The organism is Pseudoalteromonas sp. S3260, from assembly GCF_005886925.1.
Classification (GTDB): Bacteria; Pseudomonadota; Gammaproteobacteria; order Enterobacterales; family Alteromonadaceae; genus Pseudoalteromonas; species Pseudoalteromonas tetraodonis.
The window spans coordinates 1-18045 of record NZ_PNCV01000062.1 but is presented as its reverse complement, the minus strand read 5'-3'; the positions used below and the strand labels follow the sequence as shown (position 1 = coordinate 18045).

Below are 18045 nucleotides of genomic sequence, written 5' to 3'. Positions count from 1 at the left end.
CAGTTTGCACTGGTTCTTCAGCTTTTACTGGTTCTTCAGCTTTCACTGGTTCTTCAGTTTTTACTGGTTCTTCAGCTTTTACTGGTTCTTCAGCTTTTACAGGCTCTTCAACTTTCGCTAATTCTTCTTCAACAATGTTTTGTTCAACTGCATCAGAGGCATCAACGGCCGTTTTATGTGCTTTTGCTTTTAGCTCTGCTTCGTATTCAGCAGCGGCTTGATCCGCAACTGGAATGAAAGCAGGCGCTTCATCAGAAGACTTTTCTTGCGCGTTTTCACCTTCAGGGCGACGACGACGCTGACCTGATGCACGAAGATGACGCGGTGAACGACGTGAGCGAGTACGTGTTTGCTCTTGCTCTTCATCTTGTGTTGCCACGTTATCGTTTGCATCAACAACAGCCTCAGCTTGTTCTTTAGCAGGTACAGGTGCTTTTTCATCAGATACCGGCGCTTGCTTTTCAACAACAGGAGCTTGCTCTTTCACTTGTGGCTTGTCTTCTTTAACCACTGGTTGCTCAACAGCTTGCTCAGTTGTTTGAACTTGCTCTGTGCTTTCGTCTTGTACGCGAACTTTTTTACGTAAATTACGACGTTGACGACGTACCTTAGGCTTTTGCTCTTTTGGCTCAGCATTCTTATCAGATTTAACTGCAGTATCCGCTTTTTGAGTTGCTTCTGCTTTTACTTGCGTTTTATCTTCTGTTTTATGCTCAGGACGTTTACGCGTATTTGAATTACGACGGCGCTTATTGCGATTCTCATTCTTTTCTTGCGTATCGCTTACAGGTGCTGACTCATTTTTAGTTTCAGAATCTGTATTACGTTCGTTGCGTGGTTTATTACGTGGGTTATTATTGCGACGACGTTGGTTGTTACGACGACGATTATCATTGCCACGGTTGTTATTGGTACGCTCTTGAGATTTCTTCTCAGAAGACTCTTGTGTTGTTTGCTCATTTTCATTTGCAAATAACGACTTAATCCATTTACCTAATGCGGCAAATAAACCAATTTCAGCTTTTGCTTCTACTACCGGCGCAGCTTTTGCTGCCGCTTGTGGAGCAGGCGTTGAAGGCATAACGACGCCTTTAAGCTTCGGCTCTTCACGAACAGGTGCCGCTGGCGATTTAGACATTTCAAATGCTTCAGGCTCAGGCGCAACAACTTGCTCGTAGCTTACAGTTTCAAGCGTTTCATCTTTACGTAAACGCATTACTTCGTAGTGAGGTGTTTCCATGTGTTGATTAGGAATAATCACTACATCACATTTATGATGCTTTTCAATACGGTGAACGCTACGACGTTGCTCATTTAATAAATAAGCGGCAACAGCAACAGGCACTTGAGCATTAACTTGAGCGGTGTTGTCTTTAATCGCTTCTTCTTCAATTAAACGAAGAATAGACAATGCGATTGATTCGTTAGAACGAATTGTACCTTGACCACTACAACGTGGACAAACACCTTGGCTTGCTTCACCTAGTGAAGGGCGAAGGCGTTGGCGCGACATTTCAAGTAAGCCAAAGCGAGAAATTTTACCAATTTGTACGCGCGCACGATCTGGGCGAGCAGCATCTTTTAAGCGGTTTTCTACTTCACGTTGATGACGTGGAGGTGTCATATCAATAAAGTCGATAACAATTAAACCACCTAAGTCACGTAAACGAAGTTGACGTGCAATTTCATCTGCCGCTTCTAGGTTGGTGTTAAGCGCTGTTTCTTCAATATCGCCGCCTTTTGTTGCTTTAGACGAGTTGATATCGATAGAGGTAAGTGCTTCAGTAGGGTCAATTACAATTGAGCCACCTGAAGGTAAGCGCACTTCACGTTGGAATGCAGACTCAATTTGGCTTTCAATTTGGTAATGTGTAAATAACGGTGTATCACCTTGATAAAGCTTAACGCGACTCATGAAATCAGGACGAAAACGCTCTATGTGCGCTTTAGCTTCTTCAAAAACACGAGGCTTATCAATTAAAATTTCGCCAATGTCACGACGTAAATAATCGCGAATTGCACGGAAAATCACGTTACTTTCTTGGTGAATTAAAAATGGTGCTTTTGCACTGTCTGCCGCTTGTTGAATGGCTTCCCAATGGACTAATAATGCTTTTAAATCGTAGTTTAATTCTTCAAACGACTTACCAACACCCGCGGTACGAACAATTAAGCCCATACCTTTTGGAAGTTCTAAGCGGCTTAGCGACTCTTTAAGTTCAGTTCGCTCATCACCTTCGATACGGCGAGAAATACCGCCAGCGCGAGGGTTGTTAGGCATAAGCACTAAATAACTACCGGCCACGCTGATAAAGGTAGTCAGTGCTGCCCCTTTTTGGCCGCGCTCTTCTTTATCAACTTGTACAATAACTTCTTGACCTTCTTTGATCACGTCGCGAATATTCGGACGACCATGAAAGGTGTAACCTTGTGGGAAGTAAGTACGGGCAATTTCTTTTAAAGGAAGGAAACCATGACGATCAGCACCGTAATCAACAAATGCTGCTTCTAAAGATGGTTCAATACGTGTGATTTTACCTTTGTAAATATTGGCTTTTTTCTGTTCGTGACCTGGGCTTTCTATATCTAAATCATATAGGCGCTGGCCGTCAACCAGTGCTACGCGCATTTCTTCTTGCTGCGTTGCATTGATTAGCATACGTTTCATAATGTTACTCTACTAGTTTGTGTCGCTGACATGACGATGTTTTCTCGCCTGTTCAGGTGTTCCTATTTTTAGAATGTGCAGCCTCACGACTGGGTCTTTAACGGAACGGCTCTGTATTTAGTAAGCAGTATTTTAAATGCCGGCAAACAATAGGGTGTAATCACGCTATTAAATTCTAAGGGGATACAAACGTGTCGGCTGTTTAGCTCAATACTCGTTTTATCCAGAAGTTGGCCTGTCATAACAATCTTATTAAATGCATTCATATTAGGTGCGTAGGGCTCTTTAGCTTCAAACCATAGTTTCGTTTTTAAAACTACCGTTATCGTTTTTATGAGCAAAAATCGCTACCGATGTTAATGAACGCTTATTTATTAGATTTTTTAGTTCTAAATAAGCTGCTGTACGGTACTACAATATTTGAGCGAATTCTGAACGGCGTTTTTTTACGCCGCCACTATCAGACAAATTATCTGTTCATTGCTTTTACTATCACTTTAAAAATCAATTCATGTTCAAACTTAAGCAGCAATATATTACGCGCATTGCCGTTAGTTGTGCGCACGTGTTAACTGGGTATGTATAAAAGCTTTGGAAAACTTAACTCGGATCTGTATGATCGGTTACCCAGAATGTGCATCACGAATGTTTTGTTGTGTTAAAAAGCACCGTTGTTATTTGCAAATACTAAATATTTGCGCTGCTGATTATCCCACTATTATAACCGTGTTAGCAACTAAATTATTTTACTTAAATCAGTGATTAGGCAATGTCAGAAAAAACCGGCTTACAAGTAACTTTTGTCACTATCAACGAAGACCACCTAGGTCAGCGTATTGATAACTTTCTTATTACCCATTTAAAAGGGGTGCCTAAAAGCGCAGTTTACAAAATTCTTCGTAAGGGTGAGGTGCGTGTAAATAAAAAACGTATTAAGCCTGTGTATAAATTGCAGCTAGACGACGTTATTCGTATACCACCAATCAGAGTGTCAGAGCGTGAAGAGTTTGTCCCTTCAAAACTCGATAAAGTAACGCGTCTCGAAGACGATATTCTATTTGAAGACAAATACCTGATGGTTATTAACAAGCCATCGGGTATGGCTGTGCATGGCGGCAGTGGTCTAAGCTATGGCCTTATTGAAGCATTACGTGTTTTACGCCCAGAAGAGCGCAGCCTTGAGCTTGTGCATCGTTTAGACCGTGATACATCAGGTTGTTTACTAATCGCTAAGCGCCGCTCTGTGCTGACTGCGTTGCATGAGCAATTACGCGAAAAAACCATGGAAAAAAATTATTGGGCACTTGTTGAGGGTCAATGGGACTCTAAAACAAAAAATGTGACTGAAGGCTTGCGCAAAAACACCCTAAAATCGGGTGAGCGCGTAGTACGTGTTGATAACACTGAGGGCAAACCGTCGCATACCCGCTTTAAAGTGCTTGAGCGTTTTAACGATTGCTCATTAGTACAAGCATCCCCTGTAACCGGTCGTACTCACCAAATTCGTGTGCATACTCAGTGTCAAGGCCACGCTATTGCCTGTGATGACAAATATGGCGATCAAGGGTTTGACGAGTCAATGCGTAAACGTGGTTTAAATCGCTTATTTTTACACGCCCATGATTTAAGTTTTTACCACCCTAAAAACGAAACCACTATGCGAGTAGAAGCACCGCTTGATAAAGCACTATCAAGTTGTTTAGTTAAACTTAGAGCAGCAAAAGCGTGATCTCACCCACCATGAAAAACTACAAGCTGGTGATTTTTGATTGGGACGGCACCATTATGGATTCAATTAGCAAAATAGTTAATTGTATCCGCAAAAGTGCACAGTTACTCAATATTGAACCGCCGAGCGATACTGCCAGTAAAAATATTATTGGCTTGTCGCTTGAAAACGCAATCGCAACTTTGTTCCCTGATTACAGTGAGCATCACGAAGCGCTTATTGCAGGGTATAAACAGCAATATGCACTTGATACCACCCCAACACCGGTGTTTGATCACGTTGCACAGGTACTCACTGCGTTAAAAAATCAAGGCGTAATATTGGCGGTTGCCACAGGTAAAAGCCGAATAGGACTGGAACGCCTTCTAGATGAAAGCCAGTTGCGTCACTTTTTTAGTGCTACGCGTACCAGCGACGACGCTAAATCAAAACCCGCTCCCGATATGCTTTATCAATTGCTTGAAGAGCTAGGGGTAAGTGTTGATGAAGCGCTAATGATAGGCGACACGCAAATAGATATGGCAATGGCAAAAGCCGCAGGTATGGATAGACTAGGAGTAACCATGGGTGTGCACAACGCTGCGCAACTCAATGAATTAACCCCGATTGCAACCGTTGACAACTATCAGCAGTTGCAAAATATATTACTCGGTTAATCAGTTAATTTGCGCTAGGCACTTGAGCTGCTAATACATCTAAACCAAACTCAGCCAATAACTGGCTGAGTTTAATCAGTGGTAAACCAATTAAACTGTTTGGGTCATCACCACTGAGCTTTTCAAATAAACAAATACCCAAGCCTTCACTTTTAAAACTTCCTGCACAATTATAAGGTTGCTCTGCATCGCAATAAGCACTTATTTGCGCCGTTGTTAACGTTTTAAAAGTGACATTAAAGGGCTCAACAAGGGTTTTGCTTTGCTTAGTGTCTATATCGTATACACACAAGCCAGTTAAAAAAGTAACCGTTTGCCCACTAAATAAGCTGAGTTGTTTTATGGCGTTTTCTTTATTGTGTGGTTTACCTAATATTTGGTCATTAAATACAGCAACCTGATCGGAGCCAATCGCTAAGCCTTGGTCAAAATGCTCGACCGCAGCTGCGGCTTTTAGTTCGCTTAAACGCTTAACAAGATCGTTAGGTGTTTCGTTGCTGTGAGGCGTTTCGTCAACATCGGGCGAAAACGTTTCAAAAGGCAGATTAAATTTTTGTAATAAAGACTGCCTAAAAGGCGAGCTTGAGGCTAATATAAGAGAGTGCTTCATGGCATGTTTTCCTAGCGTAAATCAGATTGAGTTAGGATAAATCAGATCCGTGAGTAAAACACGTGAAAAACAACGTAAAATTGGTTTTTTACTTTGACTAACCCACTAACTATCTATATGATGCAGCCCCTATGCAAAAGGTGAAAATTCCCATCACCCTTCATCCGGGCAAAGCAGCGCAACACCGTTTAAAGTATGACGGCATTGTACCGCTTGAGAAACTTCCTCGTTTACGAGGGGTTATCCAGGAAGAAGTAGGTGAAATAGCGGTAAAAATTCATTGCAAAAACGATGAGCAAGGTTTAGTTGTGATTAGTGGCAATTTGTCCACACACGTAACTGTCACTTGTCAACGTTGTAATGGTGATTTAGGGTTGGATTTGGATCAAGACTTTGTGTATTCGCCAGTCGGTTTGGATGCAGAGTCAGATGATCTTCCAGAAAGCTACGACGAAGTAGCACTTGATGAAAATGGTGAAATAGACGTATTTGAGTTAATCGAAGACGAACTTATTTTAGCAGTGCCATTAGTGCCTACCCACAACGAAGCTTCATGCAGTTATACAGCAGAGCCTGCCAGCTTTGGTGTTTTAAAGGCGGAAGATGATAAACCAAATCCATTTGATATTTTGAAACAACTTAAGAAAGATTCTTAGGAGAAGACTATGGCTGTACAAAAAAGCAAAAAGTCTCGTGCAAGACGCGGCATGCGCCGTTCACACGATGCGATCAGTGGTCCAACTTTAACTGTAGACCAAACATCTGGTGAGACTCATCGTCGTCACCATGTGACTGCAGATGGTTACTACAAAGGCGTTCAAGTAATTTCTAACTAAGAGATTGCTATATGCTGACTAATCTAACCATAGCGTTAGATATGATGGGGGGCGATTATGGCCCCCGTTCATCTATCCCCGCAGCCGTTTCCGCGGTAAATGCTAATGCCAACTTAAAACTCATTTTATGTGGCAACGAGCAAGTAATAGCTAAACAATTAGAATCACTCGATTCACTTTCTCATCCCAGATTAATAATTCGCCATTGTAATGACGTTGTCACCAATGCTTGCGAACCCGCTGTTGCTATACGCTCAAAAAAAGATTCCTCAATGCGTGTTGCCCTCGATTTAGTTAAATCGGGTGAAGCGCAAGCCTGTGTTAGCTCTGGCAATACTGGGGCGCTATTTTTTATGGCGCATTACGTATTAAAAATGCTTCCAGGAGTGAAACGTCCCGCACTCATATCGGCTGTACCCACTGAACGAAAAAATCCTGTTTACTTACTCGATTTAGGTGCCAATGTGCACTGTGATGCGCAAATGCTGTATCAGTTTGGCATTATGGGTTCGGTAGTGGCAGGACAAGCACTTGGCTGTGATAACCCAAAAGTCAGTTTATTAAATATTGGCGCCGAAGACATTAAAGGTCACGACGAAATTAAGCAAGCCGCGCAGTTAATGCAGCAAAGCGATCTGATTAATTATATTGGGTATAGCGAAGGTAGCGATATTTTTTCTGGCAAAGCCGATGTTATCGTCTGTGAAGGGTTTGTCGGTAACGTAGCACTTAAAACCTGCGAAGGCATTGCCAAACTTATCATGAAAAAATTCACTCGCGCTCTCGAAAAACACGTTGTTTATAAGTGCATGGCGTTTATGTTGGCGCCAATCATAAAAAAACTCTATAAAAGAGTGAACCCCGACCAGTATAACGGCGCTTCTCTGGTAGGATTGCGCGGTATTGTTGTTAAAAGCCATGGAAATGCCTCAGCTAAAGCATTTCATGCCGCAATCGACGAAGCAGTGAAAGAAGTAGAACGTCAACTTCCGGATAAAATTGCTGCTATCTTCGAAAAAACACATTCTAAAGACGCGGTGGCCAATCAGTAAATTGATGTGCCGTGTTATACATTATTTATTTTGTTTAATTAAAAGAGCAAACTATGGCACAAAAAATTGCACTTCTTTTTCCAGGTCAAGGCTCGCAAACTGTGGGTATGTTAAACGAGCTACTTGAAAGCTCAGACATAGTAAAAGCCACATTTGCAGAAGCATCAACCGCACTAGGATATGACCTAGCAGACCTCGTTCTTAACGGTCCAGAAGAAAAACTAAATCAAACACACCGTACTCAACCTGCTTTATTAACAGCAAGCGTTGCTATTTACCGTCATTGGTTAGCTGCAAATCCAGATGCAGACGTTGTCATGGCAGGGCATAGCTTAGGCGAATACTCAGCACTAGTATGTAGCGATGTGATCAGCCTAAGTGAAGCCGTAAAACTGGTTGAAAACCGTGGTTTATACATGCAAGAAGCTGTCCCTGCTGGTGTAGGTTCTATGGCTGCAATTATTGGTTTAGGCGACGATGAAATTAAAGCCGCTTGTGAAGCGTCTGCGCAAGGTGAAGTGGTTTCTCCAGTAAACTATAACTCGCCAGGGCAAGTGGTTATTGCCGGTCATAAAGATGCAGTAGATAGAGCATCAGTCGCTTGTAAAGAAGCCGGCGCAAAACGTGCACTGCCATTATCGGTTAGCGTACCGTCGCATTGTGAACTTATGAAACCTGCGGCTGAAAAATTAGCCGCTGACTTAGCGGCTTTAACATTTAATTCACCTAAGTGTGATGTAATTAATAATGTTGATGTAAAAGCTGAAGGTTCAGCCGATGCAATTAAAGAGGCATTAGTACGTCAGTTATACAGCCCAGTTCGTTGGACTGAAACAGTGCAAGCATTAGTTGCACAAGGTGTAACGCAAAGTTATGAATTTGGCCCTGGTAAAGTATTAACAGGACTTGCAAAACGCATTGATAAAGCGATGGTGTGTGGCTCAGTAAATGACCTTGCATCAATCGATACAGCTAAATAAGAGTATATAATATGAGTAATTTATTTTCTTTAGAGGGCAAAGTTGTCCTGATCACCGGCGCTAGCCGTGGTATTGGTAAAGCGATTGCAAACACCTTAGTGGCACAAGGCGCAAAAGTAGCGGGCACAGCGACAAGCGAGTCGGGTGCGGCTAAAATTAGTGACTACTTAGGTGATAACGGTAAGGGTTATGCGCTTAACGTCACCGATCCTGCGTCAATTGAGACGACATTAGCGGCAATTAAAGCCGATTTAGGTGATATTGATGTTTTAGTAAATAATGCCGGTATTACGCGCGATAATTTATTGATGCGCATGAAAGAAAATGAGTGGGACGATATTATCGATACCAACTTAAGTTCTATCTTCCGTTTATCTAAGGCCGTACTTCGCCCAATGATGAAGAAAAAGAACGGCCGTATTATCAATATTGGCTCAGTAGTGGGCACTATGGGTAATGCGGGTCAAGCCAACTATGCAGCTGCTAAAGCGGGTGTTATCGGCTTTTCTAAATCACTAGCGCGTGAGGTAGCCTCTCGTGGAATTACTGTAAATGTGGTTGCACCTGGTTTTATTCAAACAGACATGACGGATGATTTGACAGATGAGCAAAAAGCAGCAACGCTTGCAAACGTACCTGCGGGTCGTTTAGGTCAGCCAGATGAGATTGCAGCTGCAGTATGTTATTTAGCATCTGACGCCGCTGCGTACGTATCAGGTGAAACTTTGCATGTAAATGGTGCGATGTACATGGTTTAAGTTCGCAATGCGAATTGAATAAACTTTAAATTGCATGCGGGTTTGCTAAAAAATATTGAATTTTTCGCAAACTTGCTTTAAACATACTTGAAATCGCTTTGAAAATAAGCGATAAAAGATAAAATAAACACTCAAGAGGTTTGACCAGCAAATTATTTATGGTCAAAAGATTGAATCAGAGAATTATCGGACGTAAACTACGCCGCAATCTGAAAATAACGCATTGGCGTTTTTAATAAAGGAAAGAAGAATGAGCGATATCCAAGAACGCGTAAAGAAAATTATCATCGAACAGCTAGGTGTTAAAGAAGAAGAAGTTAAAAACGAAGCTTCATTCGTTGATGACCTAGGTGCAGACTCTCTTGATACTGTTGAATTAGTAATGGCTCTTGAAGAAGAGTTCGACACTGAGATCCCAGATGAAGAAGCTGAAAAGATCACTACAGTACAATCTGCAATCGATTACGTTACAGCTCACGCTGAGTAATTAATCGCAAATTAAGGGCAGCATTCGCTGCCTTTAATCTTTATATCCAAACCACCTCAAAGTCCATGATTCAATTCCAAACCCTCACTCATAATCAGCAATTAAATTGTTATTGCTCAGCGTTGGTTATTGGTTTGAGACTCGCACTTTGAGGTAGCTTGGGTATGATCATCCCCAATACTAATAACATAACTAGCAACAGCGTTAGCGCTGAAATAAACTGAGCTAAGTTAATTGGTATAATAATAATTCCTTATTGGAGGCAAACCGTGGCTAAACGTCGTGTCGTCGTAACTGGCTTAGGAATGTTGACGCCGCTAGGCAATGATGTGCAATCAACCTGGCAAGGCTTATTAGATGCTAAAAGTGGTATTCAAAATATTACCCACTTTGATACATCAAAATTTGGTACTCACTTTGCTGGTTTAATCAATGATTTTGATGCATCGGCTTACATGTCACCAAAAGATGCTAAAAAAATGGATTTATTTATCCAGTATGGCATTGCAGCGGGTGTTCAAGCTTTTCAAGATTCTGGCCTCGAAGTTACTGAACAAAACGCAACCCGTATTGGTGTAGCGGTAGGTTCAGGCATTGGTGGCTTAACCCTAATAGAAGAAAACCACATTAAATTATTAAACAGCGGCCCACGTAAGTTATCGCCGTTTTATGTACCGTCTACCATTATTAATATGATCTCGGGTCACTTATCGATAATGCACGGCTTGCGTGGTCCTAATATTTCAATTGTAACCGCATGTACCACAGGCCTGCACAACATTGGCCATGCAGCACGTATGATTGCCTACGGCGATGCCGATGCAATGGTTGCCGGTGGCGCAGAAAAAGCGTGTACGCCAATTGGTATGGGTGGCTTTAATGCCGCGCGTGCGCTTTCAACGCGTAACGACGACCCACAAGCAGCGTCTCGTCCGTGGGATAAAGACCGTGATGGCTTTGTGCTTTCTGATGGCGCTGGTGTAGTAGTTGTTGAAGAATACGAACACGCTAAAGCTCGTGGTGCTAAAATTTATGCAGAACTTGTTGGCTTTGGCATGAGTGGCGATGCCTACCATATGACCTCGCCACCAGAAGACGGCGCAGGTGCAGCACTGGCTATGGAAAACGCATTAAACGATGCGCAAGTAAATGCAGAGCAAGTTGGCTACATTAACGCACACGGTACGTCTACTCACGCGGGTGACAAAGCCGAAACCTCAGCGGTTAAAACCATTTTTGGTGATTCAGCGAAAGATGTAATGGTAAGCTCATCTAAATCGATGATGGGTCATTTACTAGGTGCAGCGGGCTCTGTTGAGTCGATAGTGTCTATCTTATCGTTGACCGAGCAAAAAGTAACACCCACGATTAACCTAGACAACCCAGATGAAGGGTGTGATTTAGATTACGTACCGCACACAGCGCGAGACGCCAAACTTGATTACGCTTTATGTAACTCATTTGGTTTTGGTGGTACTAATGGCTCGTTACTGTTTAAAAAGGTATAATCTTTTTTAACAACGAACGACAATAAGAACCCAGTTGTTTAACTGGGTTTTTTTATGTGTAAAAAATATGCAAACAATAATAACAGCAAGTGAAACCAGTAGCGTAAGTACCCGCGATAGAGGCTTAAACTATGGCGATGGCTTTTTTACAACCGCAATTATTACTCATGGACAGGTTGAGCATTGGGCTTATCATAAAGCGCGTTTAATTGAATGTGCGCAGCGTTTAGGGTTTCCGGCGCTTGAGTTTAGCGCACTTGAGTCGCACATTATTCAGCAAATAGCATCACAGGTTCAAGCGGTTCTTAAAATAGTGGTAACACGTGGCGAGGGCGGGCGAGGCTATGCGCCACCAAGCGAATGTAATTTAAACATTATTGTGAGTGTTTTACCTTATCCAGCGCATTATCACAGCTTACACGAGACAGGAATTAGTTTAGCTATTAGCCCAATTAAACTGGCTTTACAACCGCACTTAGCAGGGCTTAAAACCTTAAATAGGCTTGAGCAAGTATTGATTAAAAATGCCCTACAAGCCGAGCAAAGTGATGATGCACTTGTACTTGACTACAACAGCAATGTAATTGAAACCTCAGCGGCTAATATTTTTGCAATAAAAAATAATAAAGTAATTAGCCCCAGGCTTGATGAGTGCGGCATTAAAGGTGTTTTTCTGCAATCTTTATGTGATAAATTAGCAATTGAATTTAAAACTATTAGCGTTGATGAGCTTACCCAAGCAGACGCGGTATTTGTATGTAATAGTTTAATGAAAATTGTGCCCGTAAAAAGTATAGGCGAGTACTGTTTTGATATTGCGCATAGTCAATCATTACTAAACGAGTTACTAGCCAAGGAGGCTTAGTGTTAAAAGTTATATTATCAGTATTACTACTGGCTTTTTTTAGCTCTGTGATTGGCTACCAGCAATTACAAGCAACCATTCAAACGCCACTAAAGGTAGCTACTAATACCCAATTTAAAGTTGAAAAAGGCACCGGTTTTAATAAGTTATGTCGCCAATGGCAACAGCAGCAGTGGCTAGAGGATTGCTGGCGGTTTCAAATATTAGCTAAACTCGACCCAACCTTGACTGACCTAAAAGCAGGTTTGTACGAGCTAAGCGCAGATAGCGTAATAAACAACATAAAAAAAATAAACCAAGGTGAGCAAATTAGTTTTAGCTTTACCATTATTGAAGGCCAAGCACTTAGAGATGTATTAAATACGGTAAAAATTGCTTCACATTTACAAAACGATTTAAAACTCGAGCAGCTTGGCGAGCAAATAATCGGCAAGCAAACTCACCTTGAAGGGTGGTTGTTTCCCGATACTTATCATTATCATAGTAACGACAATGCGAGTAGTTTATTAAAGCGTGCAGCGCAAAAAATGCAGCAAACATTGGCAGATGCATGGCAGCAACGGGCAAGTGATTTACCTTACGACACTGCCTATGAAGCCCTGATCATGGCTTCAATAATCGAAAAAGAAACCGCGCTTGCCAGTGAGCGCCCGTTAATTGCTTCAGCGTTTATTAATCGCTTAAATACCAATATGCGCTTACAAACCGATCCAACCGTAATATATGGCCTAGGCGAAGGTTTTGACGGTGATATTAAACGTAAAGACTTGAGAAATTACACACCGTATAATACTTATCGTATTAACGGATTACCGCCCACGCCCATTGCCATGCCATCCAAAGAAGCGATTTTAGCCGCAGTAAACCCGCCTAAAAGCGAGTATGTTTACTTTGTAGCAAAAGGCGATGGCAGCCATCAGTTTTCAACCACATTAAAGCAACATAATGCGGCGGTTAACCGGTATATTTTAAATAAAAAGAATTAGTGTTTATGAAACCAAAATTTATAGTTATAGAAGGCCTAGAAGGCGCAGGTAAATCAACCGCTATTGCCTTGTGCCAAGACTTTTTAAACCATCATCATATTGATTTTATTAATGTGCGTGAACCCGGTGGTACGCCATTGGCTGAATCCTTACGTACCTTAGTAAAAGCAGAGCATCAAGAAGAAATTGCCTTTGAAACTGAGCTACTTATTATGTACGCAGCTCGCTCACAGCTAATTCACAATGTGATCAACCCAGCACTTGAGCAAGGGCAATGGGTATTGGCTGATCGTCACGACTTATCGTCACAGGCGTATCAAGGCGGCGGGCGAGGAATTAGTGCAAACACGTTAGCGTCGTTATCTTCTATGGTGTTAAAAGGATTAAAACCCGATTTAACCATTTACCTTGATATTGACCCTGTTATTGGTCTTGAACGTGCAAAAGGGCGGGGTGAACTCGATAGAATTGAACAAGAAGCCATTGAGTTTTTTCAGCGCACCCGTATGCGTTACATTGAGCTTGCAAATGATGACGACAGCATAAAAACAGTCGATGCCAACCAAAGTATTGATAAAGTACATCGTGATATTACCAATGTACTGCGCACATTTTTTTCAGGGTTAAAATAATATGGCATTGCCATGGCTTAACGATGTAGAGCAACGCTTAGCACAAAGCTATAAAGCGCAGCGCTTTCATCACGCGCAGTTATTTTGCGGGCCTATTGGGGTAGGCAAGTTTGAGCTAAGCGATCAATTAGCTAACAGTTTGTTATGTCACAATACACAATCGCAGTTGAGTGCACCTAATAGCGTGTTAACGCCGTGTGGGCAGTGTAAAAGCTGCTCGTTAAATCTAGCTGGGACGCACCCAGATAAACGCGTTACCCAAGTAGAAGGGCAAAGCATAGGTGTAGACGACATACGCGGCATAAGCGATTTTATGCATCAGTCTGCTGCGCAAAATGGCAATAAAGTAGCGATTATTGAAAACTGCGAAAAAATGACCACGGCGGCAGCAAATGCATTATTAAAAACCTTAGAAGAGCCCAGTAACAGCCGGTTTTTAATTCTCACAACCAGCCAAGCGGCGCAATTACCAGCGACTATTTTAAGCCGCTGTGCTAAAACTGAGGTCAAAGTAACCAACAGCCAGCTAGCACAGCAGTGGCTAAGTTCTTTAGATGTACCTAACTACCCATGGTTATCATTGTTTTACAGTCAACCCCTGCAAGTAAAGCAGTGGCAACAGCAAAATCAGCTAGAAAGCATTGATACACTCTATAAATTTGCAACTGAGTTTAAACAAAGCCATAATTTCAATGCGTTAGTCGATATAATAAATAAACAGCCTGAGCTTGTTCGTATTTTTACCTTATTTTTAAGTGAGCAGCTAAAACAGCAGCTTTTAAACGGCATGAGTTTTGAAGCCTACCAAGTTGCACAGCAAGCCTTGAATGATTTTTTACAAAATAACATACAAATTCTTGGGCTAAACTTACCGCTTGCGGTATCACGACTAGCGTATACATTACGCAACCAATAAAAAGGATTAGATATGCAAGAGCTATTAGTTGATATAGATGACCTTGACGAACTATATCGCTGCTACATGCCTTTTTTAAAAAAAGGGGGGCTATTTGTACGCACCAATATGCGTTATGAGCCTGGGTATTCACTCGCTTTACGAGTAACCTTACCTGATGCCCTAGAAGACGATGTGGTCACCGGCAAAGTCACGTGGATCACTCCGCAAGGTGCACAAAGCTCAAACCCTCCGGGGATCGGCATTAGCTTTTTAGATGATAAAACAAACCTAAACGCGAAGATCGAAAAACTGCTGGGGACTATGTTAAACTCCGGCAATCCAACTTATACCATGTAGTAAAAACAGGCCTTATTTTGATTGTAGATTCTCATTGCCATTTAGACCGTCTTGATTTTGATAAACTCGATTTAAACCTAGACCAAGTACTTGATAACGCCCGTGCCAAAAAAGTAGAACACTTTTTATGTGTGAGCGTCACACTTGATCAGTTCCCTAACATGCTAGAGCAAATTAAGCATTACGACGACGTATCAGCGTCATGTGGTGTACATCCGCTTGATCAAAAAGATGCACTTAACAAACAGCAATTAATTGATTTAGCCTCGCACCACAAAGTAGTGGCCATTGGCGAAACCGGGCTTGACTACTATTACGCAAAAGACACTCACGCAGTGCAGCAAGCAAGCTTTGTTGGCCATATTGAAGTAGCCAACGAATTACAAAAGCCACTTATTATTCACACCCGCGACGCACGTGCCGACACCATTAATTTAATGCGTGAACACAAAGCAGAAAACTGCGGTGGGGTATTACATTGCTTTACCGAAGATTGGGATATGGCTAAAAAAGCCATTGATATGGGTTTTTATATTTCTATTTCAGGTATTGTAACCTTTAAAAATGCGGTAGAGCTTAAAGAAGTGGTAAAACAAATCCCACTTGATCGACTGCTTATTGAAACCGACTCGCCGTATTTAGCCCCAGTACCGTACCGTGGTAAAACTAATCAGCCAGCGTACGTGGAAGACGTTGCTTACTATATTAGTGAACTAAAAGGTATTAGCTTTAACGAGTTGGCAAAGGTCACCACCGATAATTTTTATTCTTTATTTAAATTAGCAGCTAAAGGCTAACCTCATGACGACTCTCTCGGTGCAACACCCGCTGTTACTTATGGGGCCTATGGTGCGCCGAGCAGAAAAAACCACAGTTTGTATTCAGTTTGCTACCTCAAAGCAGGTAAACGGCCGTATAGAGCTAATGGGCTACGAATGCTATAGCGAACAAAACAGCGTTAGACTGGGTGAACATTTATTTTTACAGTTTATAGTTATTAAACCCATAAACAGTCAGTTCCCGCGCGACATATTACTACAATATCAGTTATTTTTTGATGACAGCCCCGTTGATTTATCAGCGTTTAGTTTTAATGATGGCGCGTTACCTGCGTTTGTGATCCCCAAAAGACTGACGCAAATATTGCATGGCTCATGTCGCAATGCACATCATCCCGCAAAAGACAGCCTAGTTAGTTCAAGTCAGTGGCAAGCTACTCAACGCAGTAATAATCAGCAAGGTGCGCAGTTGCTATTACTCTCGGGCGATCAGGTATATGCTGACGATGTAGCAGGGCCTATGTTATTAGCTATCCATCAACTCATTAAGCAATTAGGCATTTACAAAGAGCAACCGCTTGCGCTGGATTTACCCGAGGATATTAACCAACAGCTTTATGGCCGCCATCATTTACTACCCACAACCTCATGGAAAAAGCGCTCTAAATTAGGCATAGGTTATTGGTTAAAAAAAGACGAGCCGCATTTTTCTAGCGTAAAAGCGTATAACCACCTTATTCATTTTGAAGAATTTGTGGCACTGTATTTACTTAATTTTAGTAGTGCCGCGTGGCAGTATGTTGACTTATCAAAGCTAAATTACTCAGGCGGTAACGAAAAAAGCCAAGCATTGTTTAGCACAGAAAAAGCCACACTCATTGATTACGCTAAAGGCTTAGCTGAGGTAGAGCGATTATGTGCCAATGTGTCTACTTTAATGATGTTTGACGATCACGATGTCACTGATGATTGGAACCTCACCGCCGGGTGGGAGCAAGCGATAAACCAAAACCCCAGTAGCAAGCGTATTGTAAATAATGGCTTAGCAAGCTATTGGCTGTTTCAGGGAATGGGGAACGACGCGCTACAAAAAACCGGTGCGCTACTTACTCCATTTACAACAAGTCTAGCTGGGGATACGCAATGGCAATTCAAAGCATTTGATAAATATCTAAACGATTTTAACCATTGGCATTATGAGCTAACAACTATTCCTAAAGTGGTGGTGCTTGATACCCGAACACACCGCTGGCGTAACGAGCAGAACTTTAATGAACCCTCAGGCTTGTTAGATTGGGAACGCCTCACAGAGCTTGAAGAAAGCCTACTCAGCCATGACCAGGTCATTATTGTATCGCCCGCACCGGTGTTTGGGGTTAAATCGATAGAGGCAATTCAAGCGGTGTTTAACATGTGTGGGCAACCACTTATGGTTGATGTAGAAAACTGGATGGCGCACGAAGGTTCAGCTAAAAAATTGCTCGACACATTTAGACGTACCGACACCCCAAATGAAACGCTGATTTTATCAGGCGACGTGCATTATTCGTTTTGTTTTTCAGTGCAAAAGCGTTTTGGCGATCACCCCAACAGAATTTGGCAGCTCACAGCCAGTGGCATTAAAAACGAGTTCCCGCGTAAGCTAATAAATGTGCTTGATAAGCTCGACTCCATTTTATATGGCCCTAAAAGTCCGCTTAACTTTTTTACCAAACGCTGGCACATGGAAGTCGACAAACACCAAACTAAAGGCAAAGGGCAAAAGTACCTAGTAAGTGATTCGGCTATTAGTTTGGTCACTCTCAAAGGCGGTAATTTAGACCGTTACCAGCTCATACACGGCGACGGCCACACCACCGAATTTGATTTAGAAGAGCAGTAAATTTGAACAGGCGATAGGTTTTAGGTGCTAGGTATCAGTTTGATATTATTGCTGATTTGTAGCAGCGACTTCATGTCGCGGCATTTTTTAATGTCGTGAGCGACGGGCGAAGAGCTTCGAGTTGCGGGCTCAATATCCAAAACGCAGCGTCTCTTAACCCTCTGTGGTAAAAAAATCACTAAAATATTTTTTGAACAAAGAGAAGGGAATGAGAAACAAATGAGAGGGTCAAGCCGGTTCTAGGTTGATATTATTGCCGACTTGTAGCAGCGACTTCATGTCGCGTCATTTTTAATGTCGTTAGCGGCGGGCGACGAGCTTCGAGCTAAATATCTAAAAGGCCACTGCATCAATCAACTTAT

At 42.1% G+C, this 18045-nt stretch carries 18 protein-coding genes; 16 read left to right on the top strand and 2 right to left on the bottom strand.

Going from position 1 to position 18045, the window contains the following annotated elements; all coding sequences use genetic code 11:
* The coding region (rne, locus tag CWC14_RS11210) for a ribonuclease E (protein WP_138562968.1) at positions 1-2668 on the bottom strand (2668 nt) is incomplete at its 3' end.
* A gap of 769 nt (positions 2669-3437) precedes the next feature.
* Here rne and rluC point away from each other — a divergent pair.
* Both rluC and CWC14_RS11200 read left to right on the top strand, forming a co-directional pair.
* Positions 3438-4397, top strand: coding sequence for a 23S rRNA pseudouridine(955/2504/2580) synthase RluC (rluC, locus tag CWC14_RS11205; RefSeq protein WP_036982979.1), 960 nt, complete (start codon positions 3438-3440; stop codon positions 4395-4397).
* 11 nt (positions 4398-4408) lie between these two features.
* Positions 4409-5053, top strand: coding sequence for an HAD-IA family hydrolase (locus CWC14_RS11200; protein ID WP_138562970.1), 645 nt, complete (start codon positions 4409-4411; stop codon positions 5051-5053).
* A gap of 4 nt (positions 5054-5057) precedes the next feature.
* Here CWC14_RS11200 and CWC14_RS11195 read toward each other — a convergent pair whose 3' ends face one another.
* Positions 5058-5663: a Maf family protein gene (locus tag CWC14_RS11195; protein WP_138562966.1), complete on the bottom strand. Its 606-nt coding sequence runs from the start codon at positions 5661-5663 to the stop codon at positions 5058-5060.
* 131 nt (positions 5664-5794) lie between these two features.
* Between CWC14_RS11195 and yceD the strand changes: the two genes are divergently transcribed.
* The 14 genes from yceD (at position 5795) to CWC14_RS11125 (ending at position 17683) form a co-directional block, all read left to right on the top strand.
* Positions 5795-6319 (top strand): 23S rRNA accumulation protein YceD, encoded by a 525-nt coding sequence (yceD, locus tag CWC14_RS11190; protein WP_013464694.1) that lies wholly within the window; start codon positions 5795-5797, stop codon positions 6317-6319.
* Between the two features lie 9 nt (positions 6320-6328).
* Positions 6329-6499, top strand: coding sequence for a 50S ribosomal protein L32 (rpmF, locus tag CWC14_RS11185; protein WP_008109865.1), 171 nt, complete (start codon positions 6329-6331; stop codon positions 6497-6499).
* A gap of 11 nt (positions 6500-6510) precedes the next feature.
* Positions 6511-7551, top strand: coding sequence for a phosphate acyltransferase PlsX (plsX, locus tag CWC14_RS11180; RefSeq protein ID WP_138562965.1), 1041 nt, complete (start codon positions 6511-6513; stop codon positions 7549-7551).
* Between the two features lie 53 nt (positions 7552-7604).
* Entirely contained in the window at positions 7605-8531 is a 927-nt protein-coding gene (gene fabD, locus CWC14_RS11175; RefSeq protein ID WP_138562963.1) for an ACP S-malonyltransferase, read from the top strand.
* A gap of 11 nt (positions 8532-8542) precedes the next feature.
* On the top strand, positions 8543-9289 hold the full coding sequence (gene fabG / locus CWC14_RS11170; protein ID WP_138562961.1) for a 3-oxoacyl-ACP reductase FabG: 747 nt from the start codon (positions 8543-8545) through the stop codon (positions 9287-9289).
* A 250-nt stretch (positions 9290-9539) separates the two neighbouring features.
* A complete protein-coding gene (gene acpP, locus CWC14_RS11165) occupies positions 9540-9776 on the top strand; it encodes an acyl carrier protein (protein ID WP_008109873.1) in 237 nt (78 codons plus the stop codon).
* Positions 9777-10045: 269 nt separating this feature from the next.
* Positions 10046-11284 carry a beta-ketoacyl-ACP synthase II gene (gene fabF / locus CWC14_RS11160; RefSeq protein WP_138562960.1) on the top strand — a complete coding sequence of 413 codons (1239 nt, stop codon included), beginning with the start codon at positions 10046-10048 and terminating at the stop codon, positions 11282-11284.
* A 67-nt stretch (positions 11285-11351) separates the two neighbouring features.
* Entirely contained in the window at positions 11352-12149 is a 798-nt protein-coding gene (gene pabC / locus CWC14_RS11155; RefSeq protein WP_138562959.1) for an aminodeoxychorismate lyase, read from the top strand.
* Positions 12149-13135 carry an endolytic transglycosylase MltG gene (gene mltG / locus CWC14_RS11150; protein WP_138562958.1) on the top strand — a complete coding sequence of 329 codons (987 nt, stop codon included), beginning with the start codon at positions 12149-12151 and terminating at the stop codon, positions 13133-13135. The genes pabC and mltG overlap by 1 nt, the downstream gene beginning before the upstream one ends.
* A 5-nt stretch (positions 13136-13140) precedes the next feature.
* Positions 13141-13767 carry a dTMP kinase gene (gene tmk, locus CWC14_RS11145; protein WP_138562957.1) on the top strand — a complete coding sequence of 209 codons (627 nt, stop codon included), beginning with the start codon at positions 13141-13143 and terminating at the stop codon, positions 13765-13767.
* A gap of 1 nt (position 13768) precedes the next feature.
* On the top strand, positions 13769-14683 hold the full coding sequence (locus CWC14_RS11140; RefSeq protein ID WP_096038371.1) for a DNA polymerase III subunit: 915 nt from the start codon (positions 13769-13771) through the stop codon (positions 14681-14683).
* Between the two features lie 12 nt (positions 14684-14695).
* The gene (locus tag CWC14_RS11135) at positions 14696-15022 is read left to right on the top strand and encodes a PilZ domain-containing protein (RefSeq protein WP_008109887.1); all 327 of its coding nucleotides are present in this window, start codon (positions 14696-14698) and stop codon (positions 15020-15022) included.
* Between the two features lie 17 nt (positions 15023-15039).
* Positions 15040-15819, top strand: a complete 780-nt coding sequence (locus tag CWC14_RS11130) for a TatD family hydrolase (RefSeq protein WP_138562955.1) — start codon at positions 15040-15042, stop codon at positions 15817-15819.
* Between the two features lie 4 nt (positions 15820-15823).
* The gene (locus tag CWC14_RS11125; protein WP_138562953.1) at positions 15824-17683 is read left to right on the top strand and encodes an alkaline phosphatase D family protein; all 1860 of its coding nucleotides are present in this window, start codon (positions 15824-15826) and stop codon (positions 17681-17683) included.
* Positions 17684-18045: the final 362 nt, after the last annotated feature.